2 protein-coding genes are annotated in these 22,860 nt (G+C 64.0%); both read right to left on the bottom strand.

What is annotated here, in order from left to right; genetic code table 11:
- Positions 1-20 precede the first annotated feature (20 nt).
- Positions 21-11,783 carry a non-ribosomal peptide synthetase gene (locus KHO07_RS08705; RefSeq protein WP_212626927.1) on the bottom strand — a complete coding sequence of 3,921 codons (11,763 nt, stop codon included), beginning with the start codon at positions 11,781-11,783 and terminating at the stop codon, positions 21-23.
- Positions 11,783-22,762 carry a non-ribosomal peptide synthetase gene (locus KHO07_RS08700; RefSeq protein ID WP_212626926.1) on the bottom strand — a complete coding sequence of 3,660 codons (10,980 nt, stop codon included), beginning with the start codon at positions 22,760-22,762 and terminating at the stop codon, positions 11,783-11,785. The genes KHO07_RS08705 and KHO07_RS08700 overlap by 1 nt, the downstream gene beginning before the upstream one ends.
- Between the last annotated feature and the right edge of the window lie 98 nt (positions 22,763-22,860).

Here is a 22,860-nt window from a genome sequence, read left to right as displayed (position 1 = left end):
TCATTCATCGCGCTTACTTTTTAGGCAGTGACCCTGCGGCACTCCAACAGTTGCTCAAGCTCATCCAGCAACTCATCGCTGCGCAGCAATTCGTAATGTCCACCCGCCAACAAACGATCAACACCGTGTTGGCCGACCTGTGCCTCGAACACCCGGCGTTCGTCATCACGTTCGGCCACCCACCAGCGATGCGCCGCCACCTGCACCTTCGGCAATTGTCGTTGCGCCAGCGCCAGTTGCTTGAGCGATGAGCCAGTGGCGAAGATCTGCGTCAGTTCGCTCGCGCCTAACGCCGCGTGGTCATTGGAACCGTGCATCGCCGCTTCGATCACCACCGCAGCGCCTTCACGTTCGTTCAGGCCGACGGTTTTCGAGGCAATCAGCGCCTCTGCTTCTTCCGACGGTTGACCGAGGACAAACTTCAGGAAATCCGCCAAATCTTCGCGCCAGTCACCCGCCTCCGCCGTGCCGGCCACGTAGCTGTCGACCAGCCCTGCAAACGCAACCGCTTGCCCTTGGGCCTCCAGTTCATGGGCGACCAGTTGCGTCAACGCACCACCCAGCGACCAGCCCAGCAGGTAATACGGGCCTTGCGGCTGCTGCGCACGAATGCGCTGGGCATAAGCCTGGGCCATCGCCAGCAGCGACGCGTCCTGCCATTGCGGGTCGAGCAGCATGCGGCATTGCAGGCCGTACACCGTGCGTCGGCCTTCCAGACGCCGGGCCAGCGGTTCGTAGTCGAACACCGTGCCGAAACCGGCGTGCAGGCAGAACAGCGCCGGCACATTCGCGACCCGGCCATTCAACGCCAGCAAGGGGTCCGGCGCTTTCCCTGGCTCGACTGCTTGATAACCGCTGAGTTCAGCGATACACGGTTTCTGCATCAAATCCCGCAGCTTCAATTCGAAGCCCGGTTGCGGCTGACTGCGCACCCGCGAGATGACTTTGAGCACCTGCAGCGAGTCGCCACCGAGTTCAAAGAAATTGTCGTCGATGCCCACCTGTGGCACGCCGAGCACGTCTTGCCAGATGGCAGTCAGCGCCTGTTCCAGTGCGTTGCGCGGTGCGCGATATCCCCCCAGCGCCCATTCCGGTTCCGGCAGTGCGCGGCGGTCGAGCTTACCGTTGGCCGACAGCGGAAAACGCTCCAGCACCAGGATGCGCGCCGGCACCATGTAGTCCGGCATGTGCGCTTGCAGCTCCGCCTTCAAGCGACGATCCAGCCCGGCAGCAGCGCCAGCCACCACATAACCGACCAGCTGTTTGCCGGTCGGCGTGTCGAGCACCACCACGGCGGCATCTTGCACCCCTGCGCATTCACGCAAGCGCGCTTCGATCTCGCCCGGTTCGATACGGAAACCACGGATCTTCACTTGCTGGTCGAGTCGACCGAGGTAGTCGATCAGGCCGCACTCACGCTGGCGCACCAGGTCGCCGGTGCGGTACATGCGGCCACCGGCCTCGAACGGATCGGGAATGAAGCGCTCGGCGCTCATGCCCGGACGCTGGTGATAACCCCGCGCCAGGCATTCGCCGCCCAAATACAACTCACCGCTGACGCCCACCGGCAACGGATTGAGATCGGCATCCAGCACGTACAACCCACGCCCGGCCACACCACGACCAATCGGCGCATAAGCGGCATCGCAGGTCTCGCTGGCCTCGGCACGCCACAGCAGCGGCGTGACCACGGTTTCGGTCGGGCCGTAACCGTTGACCAGACGCTGCGGACGCAAGGCGCGCTTGACCTGTTCGAAACTGGCGTCCGGCACCGCATCGCCGCCAAAGCAATAGACCTCGACCGCCGGTGGATTGCCCAGGCGCTCGGCCACTTCGGCCATCTGTTGCAGATACGCCGGCGGGAAGCAGGCGACGGTGACGTTGTGGCGATGCAGCACTTCCAGGGTTTGCTCGGGGGTCCACAAGCTGTCCTCGCGAATCACCAGACTGCCACCGGCCAGCATCACACTCAGCCAACGTTCCTGGGCACCGTCGAAGGCGAACGACATGAAGTGCAGTTCGCGGCTGCGCGGCGCCAGTTCGTAGAGGTCGATGATGCCGCGGCAATGCCGGGCAATCGGCCCGCGCGCCACGGCCACGCCTTTCGGTTGTCCGGTGGAGCCGGAGGTGTAGATCAGGTACGCCAAGTGCCCCGGCAGCGGCTCAACAACAGGGCATTCGCTGCTGCCCACCACGGTCAGTTGATCGAGCAACAAGCGCGGCGGGCTGTCGGCCAATGTCAGGCGTTCACCGAGATCGCTGTCACACATCAACAGGCTCGCCGCCGAATCGCTGAGCATGTACGCCAGTCGTTCGGCCGGGTACGCGAGGTCCAGCGGCAGATACGCGGCGCCAGCCTTGAGGACCGCGAGGAACGCGACAATGGTCCGTTCGGAACGCGGCAGCGCCACCGCCACCAGGCTTTCGGCACCGATGCCGCGAGCGATGAGTTGTTGTGCAAGGCCATTGGCTCGTGCATCGAGATCGGCATAGCTGACCTCTCGATCCTCGCAGAACAAGGCGATTTTCTGCGGTTGATTGCGGATATGCTGATCGAATGCGTGCAACAGATCAGCGATATCAGTGGACGCTTGCGGCAGGCTCAAGCGCGCTTCGGGCATGCCGATGTTGCCGAGCAGGCGGTCGGCATCTTCAGGCAGAGCACGCAACAAACCCTCAAGCTGGGCACGAATGCGCTCCACTTCGACGTCACTGAAGCGATCACGCAGGTACAAATACTCGACTTCGAGGCCTTCGTCGTTGGCGCTGACCATCAAGTCCATCGGGAAGTTGGTGACACCGCCGCTGCCGACTTCGGCAAAGCGCAACTCACCTTCCTCGCCACCGCGCAGGGCGCGGTCCACCGGATGGTTTTCAAACACGATGATGCTGTCGAACAGACCCTGACCGCCCTGCCCGGCCCAGCGCTGGACGTCGGACAACGGCGTGTGTTCGTAGTCGCGCACCGCCAGGTTGTAATCCTGCAACTCGCGCAGCCACTCGCCCAGCGGTTGTTGCGGGTCGAGCGTCTGGATCACCGGCAAGGTGTTGATGAACAGGCCGAGCATTTCCTGGGCACCGGGCAGTCCGGTCGGACGCCCCGCCACTGTCGCGCCGAAGGCCACGCTGCGTTGTCCGCTGTGGCGCTGCAACAGCAACAGCCAGGCGCCTTGCACCAGCGTGTTGAGGGTCACGCGCTGACGTTTGGCAAAGCTGTGCAACTTGCGCGTTGCCTCGGCGTTGAGGTCGCTGTACATCACGCCGTGACCGGAACCTGCGGCACCGGAGGCCTTGGCCAGAATGGTCGGCGCTTCCAGCGTTGCCAGGCGCTCGCGCCAGAAGCCTTCGGCCTGCGCATCATCCTGACGTTGCAGCCAGGCGATGTAGTCGGCGTAGCGACCGGTCAGCGCCGGCAGGCTGTCGTGGTGGTACAGGCGCAGCATCTCGCCCAGCAGACGCGACGCACTCCAGCCGTCCAGCAGCAGGTGATGGTAGATCCAGATCATCTGGTAGCGGTCTTCGCCCAGGCGCACCAGCACAAAACGCATCAGCGGCGGGCAGCTCAGGTCGAAGCCCTTGGCCTGCTCGGCAGCCGCCAGTTCGCTCAGTGCCTGTTCAGTGTCGCTGCGCTCGCGCCAGTCGAGCTCTTCGATCGGCAACTCGACGCTGGCGAACACCGCTTGCAGCGGATCGGCCAGGCCATCGCGCCAGCGGAACGCTGCGCGCAGCACTTCATGACGCTCGACCAAGGCCTGCCACGCCGCGCGAAAACGCGGCACCTGCAAACCGTCGACCGCCACGCTCAACTGGTTGACGTAGGGGTTGAGTTCCGGCGAATCGAGGCAATGGAACAGCATGCCTTGCTGCATCGGCGACAGCGGATAGAGGTCTTGCAGCCCTTCACGCGCCGTCAGATCAATGTGCGGCACAAGGGCGAAAGCTTCGACACTCGGCGCCTGGGCCAGTGCATCTTCACGGCGGCTGGCCACGGCGGCGAGTGCGCGAATGGTCTGCTGTTCGAACAGTTGCTTGGGACTGAACAGCAACCCGCGCTGCCCGGCACGGCTCACCGCTTGCAGCGAGATGATCGAGTCACCGCCCAGTTCGAAGAAGTTCTCGGTGACGCCCAGCGAATCCAGGCCCAGCAGTTCCTGCCAGATCTCCACCAACAGCGCTTCGGCGGGCGTCGCAGCCGCCACTTGATCGTGGCTCTGACGCGAGGCCTCAGGCGCCGGCAAACCCTGACGATCAAGCTTGCCGTTCGGCGTCAGCGGCAGCGCGGCCAGGCACATCAGGTGCGCCGGCAACATGTGCGCCGGCAAGCGGCTGCGCAGGTGCGCGGTCAGTGCGTCACGCAGGTCTTGTTCGTCGGCCAACGGATCGCGCGGCACCACGTAACCGACCAACTGGCGGCTGGTCGGGCCATCGCGGTCGATGACGAACGCCTCACGCACACCTGCGTGCTCCATCAGGCACGCTTCGATTTCACCGAGTTCGATACGGAAACCGCGAATCTTCACTTGCTGGTCGATACGGCCGAGGTATTCCACCACGCCATCGGCGCGGAACCGTGCGAGGTCACCGCTGCGGTACAGCCGCCCGCCCGGCACGAAGGGGTCCGGCACGAAACGTTCGGCGGTGAGGTCCGGTCGCTGGTGATACCCCCGCGCCACACCCTCGCCGCCGAGGTACAACTCGCCCGCCACGCCCACCGGCAGCGGCTGCAAGCCACCGTCCAGGATGTAAGCGCTGCGGTTGCCCACCGGCCGGCCAATCGGCATGAACGCCGAGTCGAATTCGGTATCCGGATAGGCCAGCCAGATCAGCGGCGTGATCACCGTTTCGGTCGGGCCGTAGCCGTTGATCAGGCGCTTGGGTTGCAGGACCTGCTGCACCTCGTCGAACGCATGCTTGGCCATGCCTTCACCGCACGGCGTGTAGGATCGGATCGGCAGATCACGCCCGGCTTCGCCCATGTAATCGGCAATCTGCGCCAGGTAACTCGGGGTGAAACAGGCGATGGTGATGCCGTGTTTTTCGATCTCGGCGCAGGTGCGTTCCACGCTCCACAGTTCGTCGTCGCGTGGCATCACCGCCGAACCGAACACCAGCGGCGTCAGCCAGCGTTCGTGGGCGCCGTCGAAGCTGATCGAGGCGAATTGCAGCTCGCGGTCGTCCGGGGTCATGCCATACAACTCACCGATCGACACGCAATGCATGGCCAGCGGGCCGTGGGCCACGCTCACGCCTTTCGGCCGCCCGGTCGAGCCCGAGGTGTAGATCAGATAGGCGAGGTTTTCGCCGCAGGTCAGGTTGACCGGGTTGCTGTCCGCCATCAGTTCCAGCGGTTCACGGTCAATTTCCAGCACCGCCAGGCCTTGCGGCAACGGCAGTTTTTCCCGCAGCCAGGATTGGCTGATCAGCAGCGAAATCCCACTGTCGTCCATCAAGTAACGCAAGCGTTCGGCTGGATAGGCTGGGTCGAGCGGCACGTAGGCGCCGCCAGCCTTGAGGATCGCCAGCAGGCCGACGATCATTTCCGGCGAACGCTGCATCGCCAGGCCAACCCGCACTTCCGGGCCGATACCGCGCCCGCGCAAGTAATGGGCCAAGCGGTTGGCGCGGCGGTTGAGTTCGTCGAAACTCAGCGCCACATCATTGAAGATCAACGCCGTGGCGTCCGGTCGGGCAACGGCCTGGGCCTCGATCAATTGATGCACGCACAGCGGGTTTTCCGCGACGGTGAAAGGCGGGTTCCACTCGAGCAATTGCTGGGCGCGCTCGGGTGCGGTGAGCAGGTCGAGTTCACTCAACGCCGCTTGAGGCGCGGCCACCATCGCCATCAGCAACGCGGCCAGATGCTCACTCATGCGCGCAATGGCGGTGCTGCTGAAGTGGCTGCACTGGTAGCTCCAGTTCAGGCTCAACTGGCTTTCGGCAGTGGCCGCCAGGGTCAGCGGGAAGTTGGTGCGCTCGTGGTTTTGCGGGATCGAGAAGCTCAACCCGGCCGGCGCGCCCTGCTGCAACGCTTCGGCCACCGGGAAGTTTTCGAACACCAGCAGGCTGTCGAACAGCGGCTCACCGGCACGTCCAGCCCAGCGCTGAATGTCACCGAGGGCGGTGAATTCGTGTTCACGCAGTTCCAGGTTTTGCGCCTGCAAACGGCTCAGCCATTGCTCGACGCTTTCCACCGCATCCGGACTGCTGATCACCGGCAGGGTGTTGATGAACAGACCGAGCTGGCTTTCCGCCCCCGGCAAGTCCACCGGACGCCCGGCCACGGTCGCGCCGAAGGCCACGCTGCGCTGGCCGCTGTAGCGTTGCAGCAGCAGTGCCCACGCACCTTGTACCAAGGTGTTGAGGGTGACTTTTTGCTGGCGGGCAAAGTCGCTGAAACGTTGGCTGGTGGCGACATCGAAGGTCTGGCGATGGTCGGCAAACTGCGCCTGCGACGGTTGCTTGATATCGACATGGGCCAGGCTCTGGGCCAGCAGCGTCGGGTTGTCCAGCGTCGCCAGTTGCCCGCGCCAGAACGCTTCGTCCGCCTCGGCATCCTGACGTTGCAACCAGCCGATGTAGTCGGCGAAACGCCCGGTGGGCGCCAGCACCTCTTGCCCGGCATAATGCTGCAAGACTTCACTCAGCAGCAGTGAGTTACTCCAGCCGTCGAGCAACAGGTGATGGTGGGTGTAGATCAGTTGTTGACGCTCGTCGTCCAGACGCACCAGCGTCAGGCGCATCAACGGTGCTTGGGTCGAATCGAGTTGCAGGCGTTCGCTGTCGATCAGTTGCGCCAGTGCGTGTGCCTGATCGTCGCGTCCGCGCCAGTCCAGGCAGGTCAGCGGCAATTGCAGGTGACGATGCACCAGTTGCACCGGTGCTTCGAAACCTTGCGGGAAGTGGAAGCTGCTGCGCAGGATTGCGTGGCTGTCGAGCACCGCTTGCCACGCCCGACACAGACGTTCGGCATCGAGACCACGGGCCTCGACGCTGAGCTGGTTTACATAGGCGCCAGACGCCGATTCGTAGAGGCTGTGGAACAGCAAACCGGCCTGCATCGGCGACAGCGGATACACATCTTCGATCTGCGCCGGTGGCACCGGCAGACCATCCAGTTGCGCCTGGCTCAGGCGCGCCAGCGGGAAGTCCGCCGGGGTCACGCCGCCCGCGCCGTCGCTCAGGCAATGGTCGATCAGCGCCAACAGTTCAGCGCGGAAATCGATGGCCAGGGCTTCAATCTCGCGCAGCTCGAAGCAGTCGCGGCTGAAGGTCCAGTCGAGTTTCAGCTCGCCGCCATAGACCTGGCCGTCCACCGACAGCCAGTTCGGCAGCGGCGCGTCTGCCGATTGGGCGGCGCCGCTGGACTCCTTGGCCGGGGTGAACAGTGCGTCTTCGGCAAAGTTCTGGTCGAACTGGCCGAGATAGTTGAACGTCACCCGCGCCTGCGGCAAAGCGGCCAATGCCGATTGCGCGGACGCATCGCCCATGTAGCGCAACAGGCCATAGCCCAGGCCTTTGCCGGGGATGTCACGCAGTTGTTGCTTGATTGCCTTGATCGAAGCACCGAGCTCGGCGGTCGGTGTCAGGCGCACCGGGAACAGGCTGGAGAACCAGCCGACGGTGCGGGTCAGGTCTATGTCGTCGAACAGTTCTTCGCGGCCATGACCTTCGAGCTGAATCAGCGCCGATGGGTGGCCGGTCCAGCGGCTGAGGGTGCGGGCCAGTGCGGTCAGCAGCAGGTCGTTGACCTGGGTGCGGTAGATTGCCGGCGCTTGTTGCAGCAATTGGCGGGTCTGCTCGCGGTCCAGGCCGATGCTCACGCCCTGGCGCAAATGCCCGGCCTGACTGGCTTGCGGATTGGCAGCCGGCAGCGAATCGCTGGCGCCGGCCAATTGCGCTTGCCACACGTTCAGTTCGTCGGCGGCGATTGCGGAGCGTGCGTAAGTGTCGAGATTGTCGGCCCAGGCCTGGAAAGCGCTGGTCTTCGGCGGCAGTTCTTCACCTTGATAGGCGGCCTGCAAATCTTCCAGCAACACGCGCCACGACACACCGTCCACCGCCAAGTGGTGAATCACCAGCAGCAAGCGCTGCGAGCCATCGGCTTGAGCGATCAATGCCGCGCGCAACAGCGGCCCGTCTTGCAGGCTGAGGCTGCGCTGGGCTTCGTCGCATACCGATTCCAGCGAGGCATCGCTGGCCACGCGAGCGGTCCAGAGCATGTCGATGACGTCGGCACTGTCGGCGCCGACGTAGCGCGCCGACCATTGGCCGTCGACCTGACTGAAACGCAAACGCAAGGCGTCGTGTTGCTTGAGCACACGTTGCAAGGCGCTTTGCAGACGCGGCAATTCAAGGGTTTCGCGCGGCGTCAGCAACACCGCCTGGTTCCAGTGCGCGCGTTGCGGGATCGGCTCTTCGAAGAACCAGCGCTGGATCGGCGTGAGTGTTTGCACGCCGTCCACCGGCCCCTGTTGCGCCAGCGGTGCTGCTTGTTCTTTGACTACGGCGGCCAGGGCTTGCAGGGTTTGCTGCTGGAACAGGTCGCGCGGTTGCAGGCTCAGGCCAGCGCGACGGGCGCGGCTGACCACTTGAATCGAGATGATCGAGTCGCCGCCCAGTTCGAAGAAGTTGTCCTGCCGCCCGACCTGTTCAATACCCAGCACGTCCTGCCAGATCTGCGCCAGCACCTGTTCATGGGCGTTGCGCGGTGCTTCGAATGCACGCTGGCTGACCTGAGCGGTCGGCGCTGGCAGGCGTTTGCGATCCAGTTTGCCGTTGGGGCTCAACGGCATTTGCTCAATCAGCACTGTCTGCGCCGGCACCATGTAATCCGGCAGGCTGCCGAGCAAATGGCTTTTCAGGGTTTCACGCCACACGCCTTGTTGTTCGGCATCGGCGTCTACCAAGGCACGCTCCTGCGGCACGATGTAGGCCACCAGTTGCTTGCCGCTCGGCCCGTCGAGGGCCAGGACCACGGCGTCCTGTACGTCGGCATGTTCTTGCAGGCGCGCTTCGATTTCCCCCAGTTCGATGCGCAAGCCGCGAATCTTCACTTGGTGGTCGATGCGTCCGCAGTAATCGATGGCGCCGTCAGCGCGATATCGCGCCAGGTCGCCGGTGCGGTACAAACGCTCGCCGCTGCCGAACGGGTCGACCACGAAACGCTCGGCGGTCAGCGCACCACGACGGTGGTAACCCCGGGCCAGACCGATGCCGCCCAGGTACAACTCACCCACCGCGCCCAACGGCAACGGTTGCAGTTCGCTGTCGAGAATGCAGGTGCGCAGGTTGGCAATCGGCCGGCCGATCGGCACGCTGTCACGGCCCTCTTCCACGCAGGTCCAGTGGGTCACGTCGATGGCCGCTTCGGTCGGGCCATACAGGTTGTACAGATTGGCTTGCGGCAGATTGCGCAGGGTCTGGCGTTGCAGTTCCATCGGCAGCGCTTCACCGCTGCAAATGATCCGCGTCAGCGAGGTGCAGGCCAGCGCTTCGTCAGCGCTGATGAACGCCGAGAGCATCGAGGGCACGAAGTGCAGCGTGGTGACCGACTGTTCGACGATCAATGCGGCGAGGCGTTGCGGGTCGCGATGTTCGCCCGGTGCGGCGATCACCAGCGTGGCGCCTTTCATCAGCGGCCAGAAAAACTCCCACACCGACACGTCGAAACTGAACGGCGTCTTTTGCAGCACGCGATCCGCAGGTTGCAGGTTGTAGGCGTCCTGCATCCACTCGATGCGGTTGTGCAACGCCACATGGCGGTTGCCCGCGCCCTTGGGCTTACCGGTCGAACCGGAGGTGTAGATCATGTAGGCGAGGTTTTCTGCCACGGCAACGTTGGGCAGATCGCTGCCCGGCAGGTCGCTCAGCCAATCGGCATCGGCATGCAGGCACAAGGTGCGCACGCTGTCCGGCGTCGGCAGTCGCGCCAACAAATGCTCCTGGGTCAGCAACAGCGAAATGCCGCTGTCTTCGATCATGTAGCTCAGGCGATCGAGCGGGTATTCCGGGTCCAGCGGCACGTAGGCGCCACCAGCCTTCAGGATTGCCAGCAGGCCGATGACCATTTCAAACGAACGGTCGCAGGCAATGCCGACGATCACTTCCGGGCCGACACCTTGCGCACGCAGGTGATGGGCCAGGCGATTGGCGCGCAGGTTCAGCTGTGCATAACTCAGAGATTCGCCCTGGAACACCAGCGCGGTTGCCTGAGGATTTTCCCGCACCCGCGCTTCGAAATGGCGCTGCACGCAGACTTCGCCCGGATAGGCCCGCGCCGTGTCATTGAGGTCATCGAGCATGCGCAAACGCTCGTCAGCATCCAGCAGCGGCAGTTCGGCCAGCGGGGTTTGCGGGTTCGCCAGCACCCCGGCCAACAGGTTGCGCCAATGCCGGGCCAGATGCTCGATACGCTCGGCGTCGAACAGGTCGGTGGCGTAGGTCAGGCTGGCGAACAGTTTGTCGCCCTCTTCCTGGGTGTCGAGTTGCAGGTCGAATTGGGTGGTCTGCGCCGTGGCGTTCAGCGCCTCGACCCGCAGCCCCGCCAGCAAACCGCTGACCGCTGCCGGCCGGGCTTGCTGGTGGTTGAACATCACCTGGAACAACGGGCTGTGGCTGAGGCTGCGCTCGCCTTGCAACGCCTGCACCAGACGCTCGAACGGCAAGTCCTGGTAATCCTGGGCATCCAGCGAAGTGGCGCGGGTTTGCTCCAGCAACTGACTGAACGGCAGGCGCCCGTCGAGTTCGGCGCGCATCACCTGGGTGTTGACGAAGAAGCCGATCAGGCCACGGGTTTCGGCGCGATTACGATTGCCAATGGGCACACCGATACGCAGATCAGCCTGACCGCTGTAGCGATAGAACAAGGCCTGGAAACTGGCGAGCAACAACATGAACGGCGTCACGCCGCGCTGCTTGGCCAAGGCCATCAAACCGCTGGCCAGATCCGCGTCGAGGGCGAAGTCCAGTCGCGCACCGCGTTGGCTCGGTTGTGGCGGGCGCGGGCGATCCGTCGGCAGCTCCAGCAGCGGTTGTTCGCTGCCGAGTTGTTCGCGCCACCAGTTCAGTTGACGGTCCAGCTCTCCGGCGTCCATCCAGCGGCGTTGCCATGCGGCGTAATCCGAATACTGGATCGGCAGCGCCTCCAGCGCAGCGTTCTGGCCTTGGCAATGCGCGGCATACAGTCGGGAAAACTCTTCGACCAATACACCCATCGACCAACCATCGGTGACGATGTGGTGCAGTGTCAGCACCAGCACATGGTCCTCGGCATCCAGTTGCAGCAGGCTGACGCGCAGCAGCGGGCCGTGCTGCAGATCGAACGGCCGGGCGATTTCCTGCTCGACCTTTTTCATCGCGGATTCGAAGCGCTGTGCGACAGGCTCGTCGCGCAAATCGTGCTGTTCGATGGCCAGTGAAGTGAAGGCCGCCAAGGCTTGCAGCACCTGCCCGTCATCCTCGACGAAACGGCTGCGCAGGCTCTGGTGCCGCTCCAGCAACACATCGAAACTCTGCTGCAGCGCCGCCACATTCAGCGGTCCACGCAGACGCAGGGCGGCCGGAATGTTGTACGCCGAACTCTGTGGATCGAGCTGCCAGAGGAACCATTGGCGTCGCTGCGCATAGGACAATTCAAAAGTTGTTTGCGGCTCGGCGGCGGCTGGAATCGGCAGTTGGCCGAAGCTCACACCTTGCTCCTGCATTTTTGTCAGAAACTCGCGGCGCTTGTCGGCGGGCAGGCCGGCGAAGCGCGTGGCGATACGCATGGCGGTGGTGTGTTCCATCAGTTGATCTCCATCTCGTCGAGAAGCGACTCAAGCGCATCAAGACGTGCATCGTTATCAGTCGGGGCTTGTTGCCGGGCGGTGACGGCATAAGCCTGAAGGTCGTTGCTTTCGAACAGCGCACGCAGCGGCAGCTCGATGCCCAGTTCCAGCTCCACGCGGGCACTGGCCTGGGCGGCGAGCAGCGAGTGCCCGCCCAATTCAAAGAAGTTGTCGCGACGGCCGATCTGCGCCACGCCCAGCACGTCGGCCCAGATTGCCGCCAGTTGCTGTTCGAGTTCGTCTTCGGGGGCTTCGAACGGTCGTTGCCAGTCCTCGGCATCCGGCAGCGGCAAGGCCTTGCGGTCGAGCTTGCCGTTGCTGGTCAGCGGCAGTTCATCGAGTAGCAGCCAGTGGCTCGGCACCATGTAATCCGGCAAGTCGACCTTCAGCGCGGCGCGCAGGTTGTCGCGCCAGGTGATCGGGTCGTGCGGGGGTTGCTCGGCGACGACATAGGCGCACAACTGTGGCCCGGCGTCGGCGGCATGCACGCTCAGCACCGCCTGGCGCACGCCCGGTTGCGTCAGCAGCGCGGCTTCGATTTCGCCCAGTTCGATGCGGAACCCGCGAATCTTCACTTGCTGGTCGATGCGCCCGAGGTAGTCGATGCTGCCGTCGGCACGCTGGCGCGCCAGGTCGCCGCTGCGATAGAGGCGCTGCGAAGCGTCGAACGGGCTCGGCACAAAACGCTCGGCGGTCAGGCCGAAGCGCCCGTGATAACCGCGCGCCAGGCCGGCACCGGCGATGTACAACTCGCCCGCCACACCCACCGGCACCGGCTGCAACTGGCTGTCGAGCAAGTACCAGCGCAGGTCGCGGATCGGCAGGCCAATCGGGCTCTGGGCCTTGCCGTCGAGGTCGGCCAGGAGAATGGCGCGGTAGGTCACGTGCACCGTGGTTTCGGTGATGCCGTACATGTTCACCAGCGTTGGCTGCTGATCGCCGAAGCGTTCGAACCATGGACGCAGGCTCGCCACTTCCAGCGCCTCGCCGCCGAAGATCACCTGACGCAGCGCCATATCGCGCGGGCTGGCGCAGGCTATCGGCAGCAGTTGCCGGAACGCCGTCGGGGTCTGGTTCAACACCGTCACGCCTTCATCGCAGAGCAAGCGATGGAATTGCTGCGGCTCGCGGCTGATGTAATACGGCACGATCACCAGGCGCCCGCCGGTGCACAGCGAACCGAACAGCTCCCACACCGAAAAATCGAAGGCGTAGGAATGGAACAGGGTCCAGACATCGTCCGCGCCGAAGTTGAACTGCTCGGCGGTGGCCGTCAGCAGGCGCCCGACGTTGCAATGGCTGAGCAATGCGCCTTTTGGTCGACCGGTAGAACCGGAGGTGTAGATCACGTACGCGAGGTTGTCCGCAGTGGCCAGCGGCGTCAGGTTGTCGGCGCTGCAGGCGTCCACTTGCAGCGACGTCAGATCCAGCACCTGCACGCCATCACGGGCCGGCAAACCGGCGATCAAATGAGACTGGGTCAACAGCAGCGCAATGCCGCTGTCGTCGATCATGTAGCTCAAGCGCTCGGCGGGGTATTGCGGGTCGAGCGGCACGTAGGCGCCACCGGCCTTGAGAATCGCCAGCAGACCGACCACCAGTGGCATCGCCCGCTCAGTGGCAATGCCGACGCGCACCTCCGGCCCGACGCCCTGCTCACGCAGTTTGCGCGCCAGGCGGTTGGCCTGGGCGTTGAGTGCGGCGTAGGTCAGCTGTTCACCTTCGTAGACCAGGGCCACCGCGTTCGGTCGTTGCGCGGCGTGGGCTTCGAACAGTTGATGCAAGGTCGGCGATGGCGGTTCTGCCTGGAATGCCGGGTTCCAGTGCTGGATCAAACCGTCGTACTGCGACGCTTGCAGCAACGGCAGTTCGGCGACGCGCTGTTGCGGATCGGCGACCACGGCGCGCAGCAGGTTCAACCATTGCCCGGCGAAACGCTGCATCGAGGCTTCGTCGTACAGATCGGTGGCGTAGCTCAGGTTGGCGTCCAGTGTGTCGCCCTGCTCCTGGGTGTCGAGCACCAGATCGAATTGCGCGGTGTGCTGCTGCCAGTGCATACGCTCGACCTGCAAACCGGCAACGACCCGCTCGACGCTCGCGCCCAACGGCTGCTGGTGGTTGAAGAGCACCTGGAACAATGGACTGTGATTGAGGCTGCGGTCGGGTTGCAAGGCATCGACCAGTTGCTCGAACGGCAAGTCCTGATGGGCCTGCGCCGACAATGCGGTTTGTTTGACCTGTTGCAGCAAGGTGCTGAATGGCTGTTGCCCATCGATCTCGGCACGCAGCACCTGGGTGTTGATGAAGAACCCGATCAGGCCTTCGGTTTCCAGGCGCGAGCGGCCGGCGCTCGGCACGCCGACGCTGATGCCCGACTGCCCGCTCTGGCGGTGCAGCAAGGTCTGGAAGCTCGCCAGCAACAACATGAACAAGGTCACTTGCTGTTCTTGTGCGCGCTGACGCAAACCGGCCAGCAGTTCGCGATCCACGTTCAGCGACAGACTCGCCCCGCGCTCGCTACGGCGAGCCGGACGGCTCAGTTCACTCGGCAGTTCCAGCGGTGTCTGGCTGCCGTCCAGTTGCTTGCGCCACCACGCCAGTTGCCGCGCGCCCTCGCCCGCCTCCAGCCAGTCGCGCTGCCAGCGGGCATAGTCGCTGTAAGCCACCGGCAAGTTGTCGAGGCTGGCCGCGCGGCCCTCGACGGCGGCCTGATACAACGCGCTGAACTCATCGACCATGACCTGCATCGACCAGCCATCGGCGGCGATGTGGTGCACGGTCAGGACCAGCACATGTTCCTCGGCGCTGACTTGCAGCAGCAATGCGCGCCACAGCGGACCGTTGCGCAGGTCGAACGGCTGGGCGATTTCTTCGGCCACGGCATCGTTGATCGACGACTCAGCAACGGGCCGCTCGCACAACTGCAACGGCAGTTCGGCGTGCACCCATGGACGCGCCTGCTGGCCGTCCTGTTCGAAGGTCGTGCGCAGGGTCTCGTGACGGGCCTGCAATTGCAGGAAGGCCTGACGCAGCGCCTCCCGGTCCAACACCCCCTTGAGACGCAGCGCGGCCGGGATGTTGTAGGCGCTGCTTTGTGGGTCCAGTTGCCAGAGAATCCACTGGCGCTGCTGGGCGTAGGACAGGACTCGCGGTTGATCATCCGTCGCACGTTGCAGTGTTGGCTGCACGCTGGTTTCGGCCAGTGTTGCGCGGGAAGCGAATTGCGCCAGGTTCGCAGCGGAAAACAGGCTGCTGACCGACAGTTCGATGTTCAGTTGCTGACGCACCCGCGAGATCACTTGCAGCACCAGCAACGAGTGCCCGCCCAACTCAAAGAAGTTGTCGTCACGCCCCACTTGTTCAACCTGCAGCACCTGCTGCCAGATCTGCGCCAGCTGCGATTCCAGCCCCTCCAGCGGAGCGACGAACGCCCGTTGTGCAGCGCCGGCCTCTGCCCGTGGCAAGGCCTTGCGGTCGAGTTTGCCGTTGTTGTTGAGCGGCAGTTTCGCCAGCAGGATCAAGTGGCTCGGCACCATGTATTCCGGCAACGCCTGGCGCATCACGGCCTTGAGCGCGTCGAGATAATCCGTCTCGGACGTGACCGCTCCGCTGGCGACGATGTACGCCACCAGTTGCGTGCCGTCCTGGGCGATGACTGCGGCTTCGCGCACCTCGTCCCGCCCCTGAAGACAGGCTTCGATCTCGCCCATTTCGATGCGAAAACCACGAATCTTTACTTGATGATCGATACGCCCGACGTATTCCAGATCACCCCGGGCGTTGTAGCGCGCCAGGTCGCCGCTGCGGTACAGGCGTGCGCCCGGCTCACGGGCAAACGGGTCCGGCAGGAAGCGTTCGGCGGTCAGCGCCGGACGGTCGAAATAGCGTTGCGCCAGGCAAGCCGGGGCGCCAATGCACAACTCGCCGACGCCATCGGCGGGCAGCAACTGACCGGCCGAGTCCAGTACATACAGCGCTCGGCCGGCGATGGCGCGTCCAATCGGGATGCCGAACGCATCGCTGGCGTCTTGCAGTTGGCACTCATGCACGCTGGACACTACGGTCGCTTCGGTCGGCCCATAAGTGTTGAGCAGCCGCACATGGCTCAAACCGGCCTGATGCCACAGGCGCAAACCTTCCACCGACATTGCCTCGCCACCGACGTGCACCTGGCGCAAATCGCCGAGGTGGCGCACCACGCCACTGGCGCATTCGCGAGCCAGCAGGAACCAGTAGGCAGCGGGCAAGTCGGCGACGGTCACGCCTTGGTCGACGATTTGTGCGGCCAGTCGGCCGGCGTCCCACAGCTCATCGCCACGCATGATCAACGCCGCGCCCACGCACAGCGCCGGGTAGCACTGCTCGACGAAACCGTCGAAGCTGAAAGTCGCAAATTGCAGCACACGGTCGCTGGCCGACAACACCGAATAATCGGCAGCGCTCTGGCAGAACTCACGCAGCGCCCCGTGATCGATGGCCACGCCTTTGGGCTGACCGGTGGAGCCCGAGGTGTAGATGAGGTAGGCCAGGTCTTCGGCCACGGCGCGGCTTGGCGGATTGCTGTCGGAGTAGCCGACGGCTTCATCCAGGCCCAACAGGCGCAGGTGCACCGGCAGCGGCAAGTCGTCCAGCAGGCCGGACTCGCACAACAGCACGTCGAGACGGCTGTCCTCGATCATGTAGGCGAGGCGCTCGCTGGGGTATTTCGGGTCCAGCGGTACATAGGCCGCGCCGCTTTTCAGCACCGCCAGCAAACTGACGATCAATTGCGGGCCGCGACGCATGGCCAGGCCGACACGCTTGCCGGGACCGGCGCCGTGGTCGATCAGGCGATGGGCCAGGCGGTTGGCTTGGGCATTGAGCTCGCCGTAACTCAGGCGCTGCTCGTCGACCTGCAACGCCAGGGCATCGGGGGTGGCGGCGGCTTGCGCGGCGATCCTCTCGTGAACCAAAAGACTTGTGGATAACTCGACCGTGGCCGGTTGGCTGATGGCGAGTACCGCGTGCTTGCCTCCGATATCGAGCAGTTCCAACCCGCCCAGTGCAGCATCCGGCGAGGCTACGAACTGCGTCAGCAGGTACTGCAAATTGGCCGCAAGCTGCGCGACCTGAGCCGCACTGAAACGCGCCGCGTCGTAGCTGAAATCGAAACTCAGCGCTTCGCCCAGCTCGACGCCAAGGGTCAGCGGATAGTGAGTGCGTTCGTGGTTGTGCAGGTTGCCGAACGACAACCCGGCCGGCGCGCCCTGCTTCAGCGCTTCGGCGACGGGGAAGTTTTCGAACACCAGCAGACTGTCAAACAACGATCCCTGATACCCCGCCCACCCCTGAATGTCGTACAGCGGCACGTGCTCGAATTCGCGCAGGGCCAGGTTCAAACGTTGCAACTCGCCCAGCCATTGGCTGACGCTCTGGTCCGGGCGCATCGAGCACACCAGCGGCAGTGTGTTGATGAACAGCCCCAGTTGCTCTTCGATCCCCGGCAGCGGTGCCGAACGCCCGGCCACGGTGGCGCCGAATACCACGCAATCCTGGCCGGTGTAGCGCTGCAGCAACAGACTCCACGCCGCTTGCAGCACGGTGTTGAGGGTGACTTTTTGCTGGCGGGCGAACTCGGCCAGACGCCGGGTCGCGGGGCTGTCGAGGGCCACGCGAACTTCCTCGCTGCCTTGTGCACCGACCGGTGGGCGCAGGGCTTCGGCCAGTATCGTCGGTGCTTGCAGCGGCGCCAGTGCGGCTTTCCAGAACTGCTCGCCAGCGACGGCCGATTGCTGTCGCAACCAGCCCAGATAATCGCGGTACTGACCCGTCGGCGCCGGCTGCGGTTGCCCGGCGGCGTAGTGCTGGATCACTTCGGCAAGCAACTGCGCGTTGCTCCAGCCATCCATCAGGATGTGATGGCTGGTGTAGATCAGGTGCCAGGCCTCAGCGCCGGTACGTACCAGTTTCAAGCGGAACAGCGGCGCGCTGCCCAGCTCGAAACCTTGGGCCCGTTCGGCATCGGCCAGTGCATCGGTATCGGTCGCTTCAAGCACTTGCAGCGGCAGCTTCACTTGACGGGCAATCGCCTGATGCGCGACATCGAGACCCTGCCAGTGGAAACTGCTGCGCAGGATGTCGTGACGCTCGACCGCCGCCTGCCAGGCACGGGTGAAACGCTCGGTGTCGAGGCCGCCGATTTCCAGGCGCAGCTGGCTGATGTAGGCGCCGACCTGCGGCTCGTACAGAGTGTGGAACAACATGCCCTGCTGCATCGGTGACAGCGGATACAGGTCTTCCAGCGTCGAGACCGCCAGCGGCAAGGCGTCGAGTTGCGCCTGATCGATCTGCGCCAACGCAAAGTCCGACGGCGTGGCTTGCGCCACTTCAAGCGCACAGCAGTGGTCGATCAGCGCGTTGAGTTCCAGCGCATATTCATCAGCCAGACGCTGGATGGTCGCGGTGTCGAACATCTCGCGGCTGAAACCCCAACTCAGGGACAATTCGCCACCGTAGACCTGGCCTTCGACCACCAGCCAGTTGCCGAGCGGCGCCGATGGGTCCTGCGCCAGACCGTTGCCTTCAGTGGAAGGCGTGAACAGTGCGCCCTCATCGAACTGACGATCGAACTGCCCCAGATAGTTGAAGGTGATGCGCGGTTGCGGTAACGCCGCCAGCCCGGCGCGGATCTGCGGTGCGCCGAGGTAACGCAGCGCGCCGTAGCCCAGGCCTTTGTCCGGGACGTTGCGCAGTTGCTCCTTGATGGATTTGATCGATGCGCCAAGATCGGCGGAGGGTTTCAGATTGACCGGGAACAGGCTGGTGAACCAGCCGACGGTGCGGGTCAGGTCGATGTCATCGAACAGGTCTTCGCGGCCATGGCCTTCGAGCTGAATCAGCGTGCTGCCCTGCCCGCTCCAGCGGCAAACGGCACGAGCCAGAGCGGTCAGCAGCAGGTCGTTGACCTGGGTGCGGTAAGCCGCCGGAGCCTGTTGCAGCAGCTTGCGGGTTTGCTCGGTGTCGAATTTGAGTTCGAGTTTCTCCTCGAAGCGGTTTTCCAGCGCACCATTCGGTCGCTCGCACGGCAGGTTGTCTGGCGCGTCTTGCATTTGGCTCTGCCAATGGCCGAGGTTGTGTTCGAAGGCTGGCAGATGATCGTGCAAGCGTGCGACCCAACGCTGATAGCTGCTGGTCTTCGCCTGCGCCGTACCGCCGGTGTAGAAGTGCTGCAAATCTTCCAGCAGTACGCGCCAGGAAACACCGTCCACCGCCAGGTGGTGGATCACCAGCAGCAAACGTTCCGAGCCGTCGGCCATCGCCACCCGCATTGCGCGCAGCAACGGACCGTTTTGCAAGTCGAGGCTATGCTGGGCCTCGTCGCACAAGGTGTTGAGCTGCCCGACCGTTTGCGCCTGGCGCTGCCACAAAACCGACTCCGTGGTTGGCGCGGCATAAGCCTGCTGCCAGGTGTTGTCGGCCTGTGCATAACTCAGGCGCAGGCTGTCGTGCTGGGTCAGCAATTGCTCCAGGGCACGCTCCAGCGCCTTGATGTTCAGCGCCTCGCGGGGCACCAGCAACAGCGACTGGTTCCAGTGCTGACGCTCGGGAATCGCCTGTTCGAAGAACCATTGCTGCACCGGCGACAGCGCCACTGCGCCCACCGCCGGACCTTGATCGATTTGCGATTGCCCGCCCGTGCGCGCCGCTTGGGCGAGGCTGCGAATGGTCTGGTGCTGGAACAGGTCCTTGGGGCTGAGCACGATCCCGGCCTGCCGCGCACGGCTGACCACTTGCATCGAAACGATGGAGTCGCCGCCCAGTTCGAAGAAGTTGTCTTCCAGGCCGACACTGTCGATGGCCAGCACGTCTTGCCAGATGGCGGCGAGGGATTTTTCCAGGTCGCTGCGCGGCGCGACGTGTTCGCGTTGTTGCGCAGAGCCATCAAGTGCCGGCAGGGCCTTACGGTCGAGTTTGCCGTTGGGCGTCAGCGGCAGATGTTCGAGAAACAGCAAAAACGCCGGGACCATGTAGTCCGGCAAATGCTGACGCAGCGCGGCTTTGAGCACTTCTCGCAGGTTGGATTGCGCATCGGCATCGGCCAACAGCGCCGAATCGTTCGGCACGATGTACGCCACCAGCTGCTGGCCGCTGGCGCCGTCCTGGGCCAGCACCGCCAGTTCGCGCACTGCATTTTGCTGTAACAGCCGCGCTTCGATTTCGCCGAGCTCGATCCGGAAGCCCCGCACCTTGACCTGATGGTCGATGCGACCCACGTATTGCAGGGTGCCGTCGGCCTGATAACGGGTCAGGTCGCCGGTGCGATACAGGCGCTCGCCGGTACTGGAAAACGGGTTGGGGACGTATTTTTCAGCGGTCAGGCCGGGGCGTGCAAGGTAACCACGGGTGATCCCGGCACCGCTGAGGTACAGCTCGGCGGACACGCCTTGCGGCACCGGTTGCAGGTCGGCATCGAGCAGATAGCTGGCGGTGTGCTTGAGCGGACGGCCGATGTTGGCGCGGCCACTGGCTTCGCGGCGGGTCCAGGTCGAATAGGTGGTGTCTTCCGACGGGCCGTACAGGTCGTAGACGTGCTCGACGGTCGCTTGCTGATACAGCGCCTCCACCAGGCTTTGCTTCAGGGGTTCACCGGCCAGGTTGATGATGCGCACGCCGGGAGGAATCTGCCCGTCACGGTGCAGCGCATTGATCGCCGACGGCACGGTGTTGATCAACCGCACCTGATCCCGGGCCCGCAGTTGCGGCAACTCCAGGGCATTGCGGGCGATGATCAGCGAACCGCCATTGGCCAGGGTCACGAACAACTCCCACACCGACAGGTCGAAGCACACCGACGTAGAAGCCAGAACGCCTTGAATGTCGTCGCGGCTGTACACCGATTTCGACCAGTCGATCAACGCCAGCACGTTGCGATGAGCGATGGCCACGCCCTTGGGCTTGCCGGTAGAACCGGAGGTGTAGATCACGTAGGCGAGGTTGTCCGGCGTGACGCGGGTGACCGGGGCGCTTTGCGGGTAGGCGATGAGCGACTGGATATCGTCCAGCAACAGGACTTGAGTGCCTGCGCTCACCTTCAACGACTCTGCGACGTCCTGCTGTGTGATCAGCAATAATGCGCGGCTGTCTTCGAGCATGTAGGCGACCCGCTCGGCCGGGTAATCCGGGTCCAGCGGCACGTAGGCGCCGCCAGCCTTGAGCACCGCGAGCAAGGCCACCAGCAGTTGCTCGGAACGCTGCATGGCTACGCCGACCCGCACTTCCGGGCCGACACCCAGCTCGATCAACTTGTGCGCCAGGCGGTTGGCTTGCTGGTCGAGTTCGCGGTAAGTCAGCTGGGTATCCGCGAAGGTCACGGCCAGTGCATCAGGGTTCGCAGCTACTTGCTGGCTGATCAGCTGATGAATGCACAGATCCTGCGCGAAGTTGTCATCGGCGCGGTTCCAGTCGTGGACAATGCGCTGATATTCGACCTGCTCCAGCAGCGGCAAATCACTGATGCGCTGCTGCGAATCGCTCACCATGCCCTGCAGCAAACGCGTCCAGTGTTGCGCCATACGCGTGATGGTCGTGGCGTCGAACAGGTCACTGGCGTAGGTCAGCGCGGCGTGCAGCTTGCCACTTTTCTCGTAGGTATCGAGGGTCAGGTCGAACTGGGTGGTGCGCCCTTGCCACTCGATCATGCCCAGCGCCAGGCCGGACGCCGTGGTCACCGTGGAAATGTCCGCCACCTGCGGCTGGTGGTTGTACATCACCTGGAACAGCGGCGTGTGACTGAGGCTGCGTTCCAGCTTCAAGGCTTCGACCAGGCGCTCGAATGGCAGGTCTTGATGGGCCTGGGCGCCCAGCGCGGTTTCCTTGATGCGACGCAGCAGCTCATCGACCCGGGCCTGGCCATCCAGTTGTGTGCGCAGCACCTGGGTGTTGACGAAGAAACCGATCAGGCCTTCGACTTCACCGCGGTTGCGGTTGGCGATCGGCACGCCGACGCGGATGTCGTTCTGCCCGGTGTAACGGTGCAGCAGCACGTTGAACGCGCCGAGCAGCAGCATGAACAAAGTGACGTTGTGCTTCTGCGCGGTGGCGCGCAGTTGCTCGGCCAGTTGCCCATCGACCGCGAATTCGTAGCGGGTGCCGCGATAACTCGGCATCGCCGGGCGCGGATGATCCAGGGGCAACTCCAGCACCGGATGTTCGTCACCCAGTTGAGCCTGCCAGTATTCGAGTTGCCGCGCCTGCTCGCCCGCCTCCAGCCAGCGGCGCTGCCACAGGGCGTAGTCGCTGTACTGGATCGGCAACGGCGAGAGCTGCGGCGGCGTACCGGCATCGAAGGCGTCGTAGCAGCGGATGAACTCGTCGATCAGCACGTTCATCGACCAGCCGTCGGACACGATGTGGTGCAGGGTCAGCAACAGCACGTGCTCCTGCTCGATGAGTTTGAGCAAGGTGACGCGCAGCAGTGGCCCGGTCCCCAGGTCGAACGGCAACACCGATTGCTGCTCGGCCGCCTGGGCCACGGCCTGCTCGCGCTCGGTGGCGGGCAAGATGCTGAAGTCGACGTGTTCGATCACCAGCGGCGCCGTGGCCGGCACTTGCAGCAAGGTGTCGTCAGGCTGCGGCGCAAACACGGTGCGCAGGGTTTCGTGACGGGCCACGAGACTGGCGAAGGCCTGTTCCAGCGCCGGCAGGTTCAGACGACCGGTCAGGCGCACCGCACCGGGCAAGTTGTAGGCACCGCTTTGCAGGTCCATTTGCCAGAGAAACCACATCCGTTGCTGGGCGTACGACAGCGCCTGGCGATCTTCGGCGTCGACGCCGGCTGGGATGGGAAACCGGGCGAAATCAACGCCCTCCTTGTGCAAGGCCGCAAGGAACACCTGGCGCTTTTCCAGGGGCAACCCGATAAACCGGCGAGCAAGTTTCAAGGAGTCTTCAGCATTCATTTCTGGGTATCCGGATCAGTGGCGGGAAGCACAAAGGCACGTCGTCCCTATAAAACGAATGCAAGCCGGAAAAATTAGCGAATGAGAACAACTATCAG

The organism is Pseudomonas sp. PP3 (genome assembly GCF_905336995.1).
Classification (GTDB): Bacteria; Pseudomonadota; Gammaproteobacteria; order Pseudomonadales; family Pseudomonadaceae; genus Aquipseudomonas; species Aquipseudomonas reinekei.
This window is presented reverse-complemented; position numbering and strand designations above follow the sequence as displayed.

Excerpts from the sequence above, each read along its gene's own strand:
- KHO07_RS08700 (WP_212626926.1), bottom strand. The coding sequence starts at position 22,762 with ATGAATGCTGAAGACTCCTTGAAACTTGCTCGCCGGTTTATCGGGTTG.
- KHO07_RS08705 (WP_212626927.1), bottom strand. The coding sequence starts at position 11,783 with ATGGAACACACCACCGCCATGCGTATCGCCACGCGCTTCGCCGGCCTG.